Origin of the sequence: Acinetobacter sp. AR_0276, assembly GCF_003000705.1 — a bacterium.
Taxonomy (GTDB): domain Bacteria; phylum Pseudomonadota; class Gammaproteobacteria; order Pseudomonadales; family Moraxellaceae; genus Acinetobacter; species Acinetobacter nosocomialis.
This window is the reverse complement of the sequence record NZ_PSQO01000004.1, coordinates 2886504-2899776: the sequence shown is the minus strand read 5'-3', so window position 1 is coordinate 2899776 and position 13273 is coordinate 2886504. Positions and strand designations below refer to the sequence as shown.

The following is a 13273-nucleotide window of genomic DNA, read 5'->3' as shown; positions in this document are numbered from 1 at the left end:
ATCACCAATCACCGTATTAAATGAACAATTCTAATTCTGGAGAAAAAAATGCATCCAATCGTCATTATCGGATCAGGCATGGCGGGTTATACCTTAGCACGTGAGTTCCGTAAGCTTAACCCAGAGCAAGAACTTGTGATGATTTGTGCGGATGATGCAGTGAACTATGCAAAACCAACGTTATCTAACGCTTTTGCAGGTAAAAAGGCTCCAGAACAGATTCCTTTAGGTGATGCCGCAAAAATGAGTGCGCAGCTCAATATGCGTATTGAACCTTTTACATGGGTAAAAGAAATTTTAGCTGAGCGTCATGAGCTTGTTCTGGAAAAAGATGGGGTAACTTCAAATCAGCCGTATTCAAAACTGATTTTAGCCGTTGGTGCTAACCCGATTCGTCTTGCAATTGCAGGTGATGGCAGTGATGACATTCATGTGGTGAACTCTCTTATTGATTATCGTTCTTTCCGTGAAAATCTAGCTCAGCGCAAAGATAAACGTGTTGTGATTTTGGGTGCTGGTTTGATTGGTTGTGAATTTGCCAATGACTTACTTCATAGCGAATATGATGTAACGGTAATTGATTTAGCGCCTCAACCGTTAGGCCGTTTATTACCTTCACACATTGCTTCAGCTTTCCAAGAAAATCTTGAAGAAGCTGGGGTTAAATTTGCATTAGGCACAACCGTTGAAAAAGTAAGTAAAATCAATAACGGTGAAGATTACGCGGTTACATTGGCAAATGGTCAGACTTTGGTCGCTGATATTGTGCTTTCAGCCATTGGCTTACAACCGAATATTTCTCTTGCTCAAAGCGCAAATATTCAAACTAGCCGTGGTGTAATTACCAATAGCTTGCTTGAAACCAATCAAGCCGATATTTATGCAATTGGTGACTGTGCAGAAGTGAACGGTACCCTGCTTCCTTATGTAATGCCAATTATGCAACAAGCGCGTGCTCTAGCAAAAACATTAAGCGGTCAACAGACAAATGTACATTACCCCGCTATGCCAGTTGCGGTAAAAACTCCGGCTGCACCGCTTACAGTTTTACCGGCTCCGGTTGATGTCGATGTAAATTGGGAAACTGAAGAATTCGACGATGGTATGCTTGCCAAAGCAATTGACAATGAAGGAACATTGCGTGGTTTCGTATTGTTAGGTGCAACAGCAGGCAAGCAACGTTTAACGTTAACTAAGCTTGTTCCAGATCTTATTCCTGCCCAAGCATAAGGTTTAAATTGGGAATGCTCGCTCGAGAGTATTCCCTTCAAGGAATGCATAACATGAATAGCGCCTTACAATTTAGTATTTCACCCTACACTCCTTTTATGCAAGAAACTAAAGTCAACTTAGGCAATGGTATTGAATTGCATGTAGAAGTAGGAGGAAAAGCAGAACATCCCACCATTTTGCTGATTATGGGTCTAGGTGCCCAAATGCTATTTTGGCCGGACTTTTTCTGTAAATCGCTCATTGATCAAGGTTTTCGTGTTATTCGTTTTGATAACCGTGATATTGGCCTTTCTTCGAAAGTACGTCATCAGGGTAAACGTTTAAATACCATGAAATTGATGGGGCGCTTTGCTTTAGGGTTAAGTAATCAAGGTGCACCTTATACGCTCTATGATATGGCAGATGATGTATCGATGCTTCTCGACCGTTTAGGCATAAGTAAAGCGCATGTGATCGGTGCCTCAATGGGCGGCATGATTGCTCAGATACTTGCTGCAAAATATCCGGAAAAAGTAGAAAAATTAGGTTTAATGTTTACAAGTAACAACCAACCGTTTTTACCTCCACCGTTTCCTAAACAACTTTTAAGCTTAATTGGCAAGCCAGAATCACGTGATGAAGAAGGGATTGTTAACCACAGCTTAAAATTATTCCAATTGATTGGTTCTCCTGGTTATATTAACCATATTGAAGCTGTACAAACTGCACGAAAACTTTATCAACGTAGCTATTATCCTGCTGGTGTACTTCAACAGTTTTTAGCAATATTATGTACAGGTTCCTTACTGCAACTGGACCGTGAAATTAAGCAACCCACTATAGTCTTACATGGCTCGCGTGACCGCTTACTTCCACCAAGCCACGGTAAGGCTGTAGCAAAAGCAATTTCCGGTGCTAAGTTTGAATTAATTGATGGAATGGGGCATGATATCCCTGCCCATTTTATTCCACAGCTTAGCGGTTTATTTGCGCATCATTTTAAATCATCATACTAGGACACTATGGCTGCATTACCCTCACTAAGACAGCTATCATATTTAGTTACGTTGTCGGAAACTTTGCATTTTACTGAAGCAGCACGACGCTCTTTTGTTACCCAATCGACTTTATCGGGCGGTATCATGGAGCTAGAAAGGCTATTAGGTGGCGTTCTGGTTGAGCGTGACCGTCAAAATGTGCGTTTAACGCCATTAGGTGAACAAGTCGTTGCTCGAGCCCGTGTATTGCTAGCAGATGCTCAGGATTTAATGCGTTTAAGCCGTGAAATGAGTGAACCATTAACTGGTGATCTTCATTTAGGTGTTATTCCAACCATTGCACCTTTTATCCTGACACGGTTACTTGATGAAGTGCATCAACAATTACCGAAGATTCAGTTGCATTTACATGAAGCTCAAAGTGAGAAAATTGTAGAACGCTTAGAACACGGTAATTTGGACATGATCGTCCTTGCTCTACCTTTTGACACAAGAAGTCTAAAAGTAGCTGAAATTTCAAAAGAAAATTTATATCTTGTTTGTAGTAAGCAAGATACAAATGCACTTCAAGCAAACTCTCTCGATGACCTTGATTTGTCACGCCTTATTTTGCTTGAAGAAGGCCACTGTTTACGTGACCATGTATTAAGTGCTTGTCCAATTGGTGAACGTAAAAACGATAACCGTTTAAAAGCAAGTTCACTACCAACATTAGTCGAAATGGTTTCTTCTAATTTAGGTTTTACGCTTTTACCAGAAATCGCAATTGAAAATAGTATGATCAAGTTTAATGATCAGATTACTGCAAAACCAATTGAAGATGCACCAAGTCGTACTCTAGCACTCGTTACGCGTAAAAGTACGCCATTGCAAAGCGAGTTTGACGTACTACTGCAAATCATGCAGAAGATCACAACAAATTTATATGAATAAAAAAAAGGAGTCTTCAGACTCCTTTTTCTTTTACTGTGCTGTTAAAGAAGCCCATTTAAAAACCCAAGCCGATCTTAAATCTAAACTCTCATCTGAAATTATTTTTTCTCGAATAATTTGTGCAATCGCAAAATCATTAGCGGGGTCTACCATAACCCTTATTCCTTTTGTGGTTGGGCTAGTCACAATCTTATATCCTTTCGCCTGCAATTGTGACTGGATCATATTTGCTTTATTTTGATTAGGTGCCAACGCTACCTGTACCATCCATTTTTTTTCGCCATTTTCTAAAATTTCTTTAGCGACTGCTGCATCAAGCTGTTTTTTATTCTCAAGATTTTTCTTTTCATCTATTTTTTTTAATTGAGTATCTTCAACTTTCTTTTGTGCTACCAGTTCATCTTGAGTAGGTTTTCTTTTCTGGACCGTTATTACCTTGGTTTGTGATTCATTTTTCTTATTTTTTTCCTTAGAGGGTTGTATAAAGTAGGGATATATCATTTGATCATCATATTTATGAAAAACAATAATATCTCCATAGCACTTTTGATCTGCATATGCAGTCACTGGCATTACCCCTAAAAATATTAGACCTCTTGCGAAAGTCGTTATTGCAAGTTCATCCGATTTACCAGTGCAGCGATTAAGTTAATGCGTAAACCGAATCTTTTCCGTCTATTTCGATAGCGTTCACTTAATATTCTAAATGTTTTCAATTGACTATTAATATGTTCGATCACAACTCGTATTTTTCCAATCATTTTATTGTACTTTTTCTCAACATCAAATAAGGGTAAATTCTTCTTTTTCTTTATTGGCATCAATAATTTAAAGCCATCTTGCTCTAATCCGTAGTACCCTAAATCGGTCATAACATATTTACAATGTTTGAATTTTTTAACCGTTCTTCTTGCCAATTTAATGTCATGCTGACTGCCATTCGATATATCTAGCCCTATGATTTGTTTGCTGTTCGGATGATAGATCACTTGTGCTTTTAGCGTATGTTTCTTCTTTTTACCACTGTAGAACTTACTCTGATTTTTTTTTCGGACGTTCTATTGAACATTCTGTCGCATCAATAATGACCCAGTTAAACTGTTCGTCTGCTGTGGTAATGCTTCGTTTTGGCAGAGTAAACCGTCTTGATTTCATCAATGCATCTTCAACCTTTTTAATGGTTCGATTCACATTACTTTCAGCGATATGGTAATTTGCAGCCAACTCCAATTGAGTGCTGTAATTCCGTAAGTAATTGAGTGTTAATAATAATTGATCCTCTATAGCTAAAGTATGAGGACGCCCAGATTTCTTTTTAAGTGATTCTACTTCTTTTAAAACTTCGATCATTTCACTAAAAACTGGTCGAGGTACACCAACCAAGCGCTGGAATTCAGAATCTGAAAAACGATTTAATTTCTGATATCTCATGAAATTTAGATTGAGGTGGTTTTTACTTTCGCAAGAGGTCTATTCTAATAAATAAACTTTTAATAAAGCCTTGCATATTATTCACTTACCAAAGTTAAGTATATTTAATGCCGCGTATTAAAGTAGATTTCACGTAATTTGTATATTTTTAAAATTCAATGTTTTATGTAAAGAATCACATATTTTTAAAACATATTGCGGTGTTTCAAATTATTATCGTATATCCTGCAACCATTTAAGAAATCATATTAAATTACTATGAATTTCAAATAATTAAAAAGCCGACACGAAGCCGGCTTTTTAATATTAAGTTTTATTTAAATGTTTCTAATAATTCTCTTTGAGCATTATGTAATTTTTCACCCTCAGCAGGCTGCGCACGTATCCAAGTACCATCCCCTTGTAATAACCAAGCTTGCTGGTTATCTTGCAAATAATTAAGAAGACCTTGCTGATAAATACGTTTTTTCAACGCAGGATCTTCAATTGGGAAACATGCTTCAACACGATTAAATAAGTTACGGTCCATCCAGTCAGCACTTGAACAATAAATGCGGGCATCACCATTATTACTAAAATAATAAACACGTGTATGTTCAAGGAAACGTCCTACAATTGAACGTACACGAATATTTTCCGATAAATTTGGTAAACCTGGACGTAAGCAACAAATCGAACGAATAATGAGATCTACCTGCACGCCAGCTTGAGAAGCTTCGTATAATTTATTAATGAGTTGAACTTCAGTTAATGCATTTACTTTCACAATAATTTGGGCTTTACGACCAGCCTTTGCATTGGCAATCTCTTCATCAATGAAATTGATGAGCTGAGCATGCAAAGTAAAAGGAGCATGGAGTAATTTTTTCAGTTTTGCCATTTTGCCCATACCAGTCAGCTCTTGGAAAATGCGGTGTACATCTTCACACAAGTCTTTATCGGTCGTCATGAGACCATAATCGGTATAGATACGGGCATTCATAGCATGGTAGTTACCTGTTCCTAAATGAACATAACGTACCAGTTTATTGTTTTCACGGCGTACCACCATAATCATTTTGGCATGTGTTTTATAACCCACAATACCGTAAACAACTACCGCCCCTGCTTCTTGAAGTACATTTGCCACTTCAATATTTGATTCCTCATCAAAACGGGCACGTAATTCAATGACTGCTGTTACTTCTTTTCCATTACGTGCAGCTTCGGCCAAGACTTGAACAATTTCAGAGTCCGCTCCACTGCGGTAAAGCGTTTGTTTAATTGCGAGCACCTGTGGGTCACGTGCTGCTTCACGGAGTAACTGAATAACAGGAGCAAATGATTCAAAAGGATGATGCAGTAAAATATCCTGCTTTTGCATAGCCGAGAAAATACTCTCGGTCTTTTTAAACACTTTCGGTACGACTGGCGTGTGTGAGTCGTAACGTAAATGAGGACGTTTAAAGTTTGAAACCAGACGGGCTAAGTTTACAGGGCCATCAACTTTGTATAGTTGTTCTTCGTTTAAGTCGAATTCTTCAAGCAAATATTCATAAATATGTTGTGGACAGTTGTGAGTTACTTCCAAACGAACTGCACGACCAAATCGTCGTGAACTTAATTCACCTTTTAAAGCTTTAGCTAAATCTTCAACGTCTTCATTGAGCGCCAAATCCGCATTACGAGTTACGCGGAATTGATAGCATCCAGTTGCAGTCATGCCAGGGAACAAGTCTGATACGTGTTCATGAATAATTGCGGACAGCATAACATGATGCTCTTTGCCACCCGTTAGTTCGTCTGGTAATCGTACAACACGTGGCAATGAACGCGGCGCTGGTACAACAGCTAAATCAATTTGACGGCCAAACGCATCTTTACCTTCTAAGGTCACAATAAAGTTTAAGCTTTTATTGACTAAGCGTGGAAATGGATGGGCTGGATCTAAGCTAATTGGTGTCAACACAGGTGCGACCTGTTCCTGAAAATACTTTTTCACCCACGCCGATTGAGCTGGTGTTAACTCCCCACGACGCAAGAAGCAAATATCTTCCTCACGAAGTTTAGGTAAAATTTCTTCGTTTAAAATACGATATTGACGTTCAATTGCAGCGTGAGCAGTTTCAGAGATTTTTTGTAAGACTTGTCTTGGTGTTAAGCCATCTGGACTTCGACTTTCATTACCTAGAGCATATTGCTCCATGACTCCCGCCACACGAATTTCAAAAAACTCATCTAAATTACGCGAAAAAATCAGTAAGAAATTCATTCGCTCTAATAGAGGATGTAAAGGGTCGACTGCCTGTTCCAATACACGCAAATGAAAGTCAAGAATAGACAACTCACGATTAATATAACGGTCGTTATAACTATATTCTGTTGGGGTCGTTGCTGTAATCGCTGTATTCATGTCTAAATCTATCTCTTTCCAACCAAAATCTCTGCAAAACAGTATGCTGCAAAATTATGTCAATTTTATAAAAATTAAAAAAATAACACATCTTTAAGACAGTGTTATTCAGGAATTGGGGTGCTATTCATATAACGTAAAATTACGCGTTTTCGATATTGTAGTTTACGATCATTGCGGTGATCTTGATAATATTTCGGATCAGGCAATAAGGCTGCTAAAAAAGCTGCTTGTTCGCGCGTTAAGCTTTTAGCACTTTTACCATAATAATATTGAGCAGCTGCTTCAACCCCATATAAATGTTTACCAAATTCAACCGAGTTCATATACACCTCAAGAATTCGGCGTTTTGACCACATGCGCTCCATCATCCACGTTGCTATCGTTTCTTGGCCTTTACGAATAAATGAGCGCTGATTATATAAGAACAAGTTCTTTGCAAGTTGTTGAGACACGGTAGAACCACCTGCGACAACTTCACCTTCTTCATTATTACGCTCTAGAGCAAAACGGATACCATCCCAGTCAAAGCCATGATGATGAATAAATTTTGCATCTTCGCCTGCCAAAATCGCATGTTTGAAATTGTCGCTAATATCATCATAGTCGAGCCATTCATGAACAATCGGCCGAGATGTATCTGACCAATAATCAATTCGCATAAACATGGTGGTATCAACTTCATGTGTACGCCACCAAACCAAACTTGAAAAGATCCAAAGCTGAATAAGGAGAATTGCCCCAATAAAAATTAACAACACGCGAACAATAAAAGCTTTCATGTTCGTCTTGATCTCCTGTATTCAACTTTTTTCATGTTAAGCTGTAAAGCATGTTCATATATAACAAAAGCATAGCATGACTCAAACTCAGCCTCCGCACATTAATCGTAAACTCAATGTACAAGCTTGGTGGCTGACCGCCCTACTGATCTCGATCAATGTAGGTTTGTTCATCTGGCAAATTGTATCTGGGGTGGACATAAGTGACCCAGCTATAAAAGATGCACTTCGCTGGGGAGCAGATTTTACACCACTTACTTTCTCTGGACAGCCAGAACGTTTATTTACCAGCATGTTTTTTCACTTTGGTATTATTCACCTTATGCTCAATATGTGGGCCCTATATATTTTTGGTAATGTCGCTGAAGCTTTATTTGGTCGCTTATATTTTATTGGTCTATATTTACTTGCAGGTTTGTTTGGTAGTCTTTTGAGTAGTTATATCAATATTCAAAATGGACATGAATTACTACAACATTTTGATCAAAGCTTACTTCCTCACGTAAGTGCAGGTGCATCGGGCGCTGTGATGGGATTAGGTGCAGCGTTAACCGTTCTTTCTTTATTTCCACCCTTGCCACATCAAGTCTACATACTTGATAAAAAAGCATTATTAATGATTATGGCCATTAACCTTATATTTGGTCTGGTTGCCACAGGTATTAATAATGCTGCACATGTCGGCGGTATGATTATGGGTGCCTTACTCGCACTCATTTGGTATTTAAGCTACCGCACTCAATTTAAAAGCCTCCTAAAATTCTTAGGGTTAGTGGGAGGACTTTTCATGACTGTCGGTTTCTATATTTACTGTAATCAGCTTAACTCACCATTACTTCCACTTTGGCATGAAGTTTTAATTCAGAATCCAGAAATACTGCCCTAACTTAAATCTGGTTCAACTCTCTTAAACTTTGTAGTGGCGGTAAATTACAAAGATAACCGAGTCTATATCGACCAATAAGAGCACAAAGTAACATCATGGCAAGCGGTAAAATTAACCATATTTCAATATGCCACTGTAAAGCCATATTCATTTTATAACTTGCAATTGCACTAATTACCTCGGCAAAACAGCAGGCAACAATGCCTGCTAACAGCCCTAAAAATCCAATTTCTAAACTGAGCATTTGCTTCATTTTATTTTTAGACAAACCAAATGAACGTAACAAAGCCACTTCCCGACGGCGTTCATCCATTAATAGATTTAAACAAGCAATTAAAACGAGTATTCCAGAGAAGCCAACTAAAGCTGCAAGCACAGTCACAATTTTAACCAAGACATTCATTAAGCGCTTTACTTCATCCAAAATACGGTCAACATCAATAAAAACCGTATTTGAAAATTGCTGAATCATATGGATCATTTTAGGTTGATCTTGTTTTGGCACATAAAAACTGCCCAAGTAACTACCAGCATTTTCATCTAAAGTTTTAGGTGAAAATATAAAGAAGAAGTTTGGGCTAAAACTTTCCCATTCAACATTTCTAAAATTCACAACTTTAGCCTGTAAAGTACCGTCTGGCAGGCTAAAAGTAAGCTTATCGCCAAGCTGGATACCTAGACTTTCAGCAGTTTTTGCCTCGACCGAAACTTGCCCTACAGCATTAAAAGTGGCCTGCCCCTTTGTAATGACATTGTCATTTGGCAATGTACTTGACTGAGTTAAATTTAATTCACGTCTTAAAGAATTATTTTGCTTGATCGCATCTTCAGAAAAAGGAATATCATTCTTTGCGAGTAATCGCCCCCGAACATTGGGATATAACGGTGTGCTTTGCCAACCATTTTGTTTTAATTGTTGCTCAAAAGCTTTTAAATCAAATGGAGGCAACCCGTATACAAACTGGTTTGGTGTACCCTCAGGTAACTGCTGTTGCCAGCGTTCTATTAAATCTGTTCTGAGCACGCTTAACACTGTAATAAGACTTAACCCTAAAGCCAAAGCAGTAATTTGTAAGGCACTTTGCGATGGTGAACGAATATAAAAAGACAAACGAGTTTTCATCTTTTTTAAACTACGAAGCACACCCCAAACAACGGTGTATAGCAAAATACAAAGAACGAAAATGGTAGCCAAAACTATAATGCTGAGCATTAAGTTTTCACTTAAAACTAAGCTAAAAATAACAAGACTGGTGATGCCTGCAAAAAACATAAAGAATAATGATTTTCGGGATTTTGCCTGTTCGCGAATAACTCGAATAGGTGGCGTATTTAACAATTCCCAAATGCTTGGCAAAATAAACCCAAGTAGCACAATTACACTGGTAAAAATGGCAATTGGTAAGGGACCAAGTAAAAATCCAACCACAGAAAAACTTAATTCCAGTTGTGGAATCAGTTGTAACATGAGCTCAAGTAAACCATAGCCCATCATTATTCCTAATAGACTACCAATCACAATTGAAATTACGCTGACTACGCAAAGTAGCCCAATATAGGCCCATAAAATTTGAAACTTGCTAGCACCAAAGCAACGTATTACAGCAATATGATCTTGGTTTTGCTGAACATAACGTTGGCTTGTTAAAGCAATGGCGATACCACACAATAAAATCGTTAAAATATTGGCCAATTGCAAAAAGGTATCTAGGTTTTCTAACGGACGTAATAATCTGCTATTTGATTCACTAGCATCGCGTAAACGCAACCCTATGGTTTCTTCCTGATCGTTTGCAGGTTGATGTTGTTGCTTAAATAGTTTACTAAAGTTCTGAACCTGTTCAGGCTGACCAGACATTAACAGTCGATAATCAATTCTACTGCCTGTTTGAATTGCATGGGTTCTAGCAATATCTGCTTGATGAATAATAACTGTGGGCGAAAAACCTGAAAAACCGAGTTCTTGATTTGAATCTCGCACAATTACGCCGCTAAAGTGAAATTGGGCATCTGCAATAGATACCGTATCGCCAAGTTTAACTTTAAGTAAATCAGCTGCTCTTTGACTTAGCCACACTTGACCAGGTTGAATACTCTGTGCACTAGGCTCAATCTCAAGTTTTCCTCTTAATGGGAACGCATGTTCTATAGCTTTCACATTGACCATGACAAACTGATCTTGAGTATGTGCCATTGAACTAAACATAGTCACATGAGTCTGCTTTAAGCCAATCTGTTCCGCCTTTTTTTGCCATTTAGTGTCTAGAGGTTCATTATTCGACAGAACCAAATCAGCTGCTAACATTTGCGAGGCTTGTAGGCTAACCGCATTTTTAACTTGGTCATTACTAAACTTAAGAGCCGTGGTCGCACTAATCGCAAGTGAAAGCGCAATGATGAGTAAATATAACCCTCCAGTGCGAAAGCTTTGTAGCAAAAGTGGCTTAAGTAGATTACGCATAGTCTAACCACCCTGTACTGTCTTTAAACAACCATCATTTAATTCAACATGACGCTGGCAAAGTCCAGCCAAATTGCGATCATGTGTGACCAAAATAAGCGTCGTACCGAGCTCTTTATTTAAATCAAAAAGTAGCCGTTCAATTTCTTGGGCTGTTTGACCATCTAGGTTTCCAGTAGGTTCATCTGCAAAAATAATTTGTGGTTCTGCAATAAGTGCCCGTGCAATTGCCACACGTTGCTGCTCACCACCAGATAAGACTTTAGGCGTTTGTTCCGCTTGACGACTTAAACCTACCCGATGCAACCAGTCTAAGGCCTTCTGCTCAGCAATTTTATAATCAAAATTTTTACGTAACCGAAGCGGCAACATCACATTTTCAAGCGCACTTAACTGCGGTAAAAGTTGGAAAGACTGAAATACAAAGCCAACATGCTGCATTCTGATCTGGGCGCGCTGTTCCTCCGTCAACTCATGAACAGGCTGACCACATAACCATACTTCGCCTTCAGACGGTTGGTCTAAAGTCGCTAAGATACCAAGTAAAGTCGATTTTCCTGAACCGGAACGTCCCGTAATGGCTACCTGCTCCCCTTCATAAATATCTAAATCGATATTTTTTAAAATCGTAAATTGATTTTGGTTAATATGAATAGTTTGTGTAACTTGATGGGCAGCAATGATAGGTTGTGGCATGATGGGGACAGTCCTATATATTTAGTATTCGGGTCGAAACACAAATGTATAAATCTTATTTGTCTGGTTCTAAAAGTCTCTTGCTCATCGCATTGAGCATGTTGCCTATGTTGGTCTCGGCCAAAACTATTTTAATTTTAGGAGATAGTATTAGTGCCGGTTACGGAATAGACCCTAAACAAGGTTGGGTACAATTACTACAAAAACGTCTAGACCAACAGTATCCCAAACAACATAAAGTGGTCAATGCAAGTATGAGTGGTGAAACCACAAGTGGCGCTTTGGCCAGATTACCTAAGCTTTTACAAACGTATAAACCCGAAGTCGTAGTTATTGAATTAGGTGGGAATGATGGTTTACGAGGTCAACCACCACAAATAATTCAACAAAATCTGTCGCAGCTCGTCCATTTAAGCCAACAACAAAAGGCGCAGGTTATTCTTTTTGGTATGAAGATTCCGCCTAATTATGGCACAGCTTATAGCAAAGCATTTGAAACCAATTATAAAACTGTAAGCCAAAAATATCAGGTGAAACTGCTACCGTTTTTCCTTGATGGCGTCGCTGGACAAAAACAACTAATGCAAAATGACTTGATTCATCCAAATGCCCAAGCGCAGTCAAAATTACTTAATTTAGCTTATCCATACATAAAAGGTGCCCTATAGGCACCTTTTAGTTTTAAATCTTTATAGACTGATTAGAAGTCAAAAAAAGTAACTTCACCAGTTTCTAATGAATACTCAGCACCAACAACAATCAACTCGCCTTTTGCAATCAGGTTCTCTAACACAGCCGAACCATGACGTAATTGATTGACCGAAGCAAAAACGTTTGAACGTACTGCATGACATGAAAGTTTTTTCAAATCATTTTTCAGATCAGTTTGCATTAAAATTTCAACTGATGGACGAACACGGTTCACAATCGACATTAAGTTAGATGATGGCGGATGATCAGGGTTCATCAACGTATCAATAGTCGCTTGAATCGCACCGCAATGACTATGTCCTAATACAACTACAACCGGACAATCATAACGTTCTGCCGCAAACTCAACACTACCAACTTGTGAAGGCGCAACAACATTACCAGCAACACGGATTACGAATAAGTCACCAAGACCTTGATCAAATACCATTTCTGCTGGTACACGAGAATCTGAACAGCCTAATACAATTGCAAACGGATTTTGATCCTTTGCCATTTCAGCGCGTTCATGATGCGATAAGGTTTTTGCAAGGGAAGTATTTCCATTTACAAATCGTTGATTACCTGCTTTCAAACGATCTAAAACTTCTTGCGCAGTAGGCATTTTATATTTCCATTGTTTTTTCAAGGTTAGAAATCATTTTAATGTGTCAAAATTTGAATGTCACTGACAAAAAATGAATCCTTTTCTAAGAAAATATTTTTAAAGCTTTAATGAGTTTTATAAGAAGGATAACCGCACAATTCCCTACTGTTTAGTGAAAAAATAGA

General features: G+C 38.3%; 12 protein-coding genes. 5 read left to right on the top strand and 7 right to left on the bottom strand.

The genetic code is table 11. The annotated features are described in order from the left end of the window. Nucleotides 1-48 precede the first annotated feature (48 nt). The 3 genes from rubB to oxyR are packed head-to-tail and all read left to right on the top strand — an operon-like array spanning nt 49 to nt 3143. Complete coding sequence (gene rubB, locus CSB87_RS14690) at nt 49-1230, top strand: rubredoxin reductase RubB (RefSeq protein ID WP_004888226.1); 1182 nt, start codon at nt 49-51, stop codon at nt 1228-1230. Between the two features lie 53 nt (nt 1231-1283). Further along, a complete protein-coding gene (estB, locus tag CSB87_RS14685; RefSeq protein ID WP_002054414.1) occupies nt 1284-2228 on the top strand; it encodes an esterase EstB in 945 nt (314 codons plus the stop codon). Nucleotides 2229-2234: 6 nt separating this feature from the next. After that, nucleotides 2235-3143: a LysR family transcriptional regulator OxyR gene (oxyR, locus tag CSB87_RS14680; RefSeq protein ID WP_004888227.1), complete on the top strand. Its 909-nt coding sequence runs from the start codon at nt 2235-2237 to the stop codon at nt 3141-3143. Between the two features lie 30 nt (nt 3144-3173). Here oxyR and CSB87_RS14675 read toward each other — a convergent pair whose 3' ends face one another. From CSB87_RS14675 to mtgA, 4 genes are all read right to left on the bottom strand, one after another. After that, nucleotides 3174-3716, bottom strand: coding sequence for an SPOR domain-containing protein (locus tag CSB87_RS14675; protein WP_050488920.1), 543 nt, complete (start codon nt 3714-3716; stop codon nt 3174-3176). 35 nt (nt 3717-3751) lie between these two features. Continuing rightward, nucleotides 3752-4574 (bottom strand): IS5-like element ISAba27 family transposase gene (locus CSB87_RS14670; RefSeq protein WP_076611894.1). Its coding sequence is split into 2 segments (ribosomal slippage): nt 3752-4192 and nt 4194-4574, totalling 822 coding nucleotides; the frame shifts between segments, so codons are not numbered across the junction. 313 nt (nt 4575-4887) lie between these two features. Further along, nucleotides 4888-6966, bottom strand: a complete 2079-nt coding sequence (gene ppk1, locus CSB87_RS14665; protein ID WP_002054335.1) for a polyphosphate kinase 1 — start codon at nt 6964-6966, stop codon at nt 4888-4890. Nucleotides 6967-7070: 104 nt separating this feature from the next. After that, on the bottom strand, nt 7071-7748 hold the full coding sequence (gene mtgA / locus CSB87_RS14660) for a monofunctional biosynthetic peptidoglycan transglycosylase (RefSeq protein WP_004710069.1): 678 nt from the start codon (nt 7746-7748) through the stop codon (nt 7071-7073). Between the two features lie 76 nt (nt 7749-7824). Between mtgA and CSB87_RS14655 the strand changes: the two genes are divergently transcribed. Continuing rightward, nucleotides 7825-8634 (top strand): rhomboid family intramembrane serine protease, encoded by an 810-nt coding sequence (locus tag CSB87_RS14655; RefSeq protein ID WP_004888233.1) that lies wholly within the window; start codon nt 7825-7827, stop codon nt 8632-8634. A 1-nt stretch (nt 8635) separates the two neighbouring features. Here the strand turns inward: CSB87_RS14655 and CSB87_RS14650 are convergent, their stop codons facing one another. Continuing rightward, nucleotides 8636-11095 carry an ABC transporter permease gene (locus CSB87_RS14650; protein WP_031952378.1) on the bottom strand — a complete coding sequence of 820 codons (2460 nt, stop codon included), beginning with the start codon at nt 11093-11095 and terminating at the stop codon, nt 8636-8638. A gap of 3 nt (nt 11096-11098) precedes the next feature. Next, on the bottom strand, nt 11099-11791 hold the full coding sequence (locus CSB87_RS14645; protein WP_004888235.1) for an ABC transporter ATP-binding protein: 693 nt from the start codon (nt 11789-11791) through the stop codon (nt 11099-11101). A gap of 44 nt (nt 11792-11835) precedes the next feature. On the opposite strand from CSB87_RS14645, the gene CSB87_RS14640 reads away from it, so the two are divergent. After that, nucleotides 11836-12459 (top strand): arylesterase, encoded by a 624-nt coding sequence (locus CSB87_RS14640; RefSeq protein WP_006581004.1) that lies wholly within the window; start codon nt 11836-11838, stop codon nt 12457-12459. Between the two features lie 32 nt (nt 12460-12491). On the opposite strand, the gene CSB87_RS14635 is transcribed toward CSB87_RS14640, so the two are convergent. Next, a complete protein-coding gene (locus tag CSB87_RS14635; protein ID WP_001141692.1) occupies nt 12492-13106 on the bottom strand; it encodes a carbonic anhydrase in 615 nt (204 codons plus the stop codon). Nucleotides 13107-13273 lie beyond the last annotated feature (167 nt).

Bases quoted from the DNA above. Each gene is read 5' to 3' on its own strand.
- rubB (WP_004888226.1), top strand. From the start codon at position 49: ATGCATCCAATCGTCATTATCGGATCAGGCATGGCGGGTTATACCTTA.
- estB (WP_002054414.1), top strand. From the start codon at position 1,284: ATGAATAGCGCCTTACAATTTAGTATTTCACCCTACACTCCTTTTATG.
- oxyR (WP_004888227.1), top strand. From the start codon at position 2,235: ATGGCTGCATTACCCTCACTAAGACAGCTATCATATTTAGTTACGTTG.
- CSB87_RS14675 (WP_050488920.1), bottom strand. From the start codon at position 3,716: ATGCCAGTGACTGCATATGCAGATCAAAAGTGCTATGGAGATATTATT.
- ppk1 (WP_002054335.1), bottom strand. From the start codon at position 6,966: ATGAATACAGCGATTACAGCAACGACCCCAACAGAATATAGTTATAAC.
- mtgA (WP_004710069.1), bottom strand. From the start codon at position 7,748: ATGAAAGCTTTTATTGTTCGCGTGTTGTTAATTTTTATTGGGGCAATT.
- CSB87_RS14655 (WP_004888233.1), top strand. From the start codon at position 7,825: ATGACTCAAACTCAGCCTCCGCACATTAATCGTAAACTCAATGTACAA.
- CSB87_RS14650 (WP_031952378.1), bottom strand. From the start codon at position 11,095: ATGCGTAATCTACTTAAGCCACTTTTGCTACAAAGCTTTCGCACTGGA.
- CSB87_RS14645 (WP_004888235.1), bottom strand. From the start codon at position 11,791: ATGCCACAACCTATCATTGCTGCCCATCAAGTTACACAAACTATTCAT.
- CSB87_RS14640 (WP_006581004.1), top strand. From the start codon at position 11,836: ATGTATAAATCTTATTTGTCTGGTTCTAAAAGTCTCTTGCTCATCGCA.
- CSB87_RS14635 (WP_001141692.1), bottom strand. From the start codon at position 13,106: ATGCCTACTGCGCAAGAAGTTTTAGATCGTTTGAAAGCAGGTAATCAA.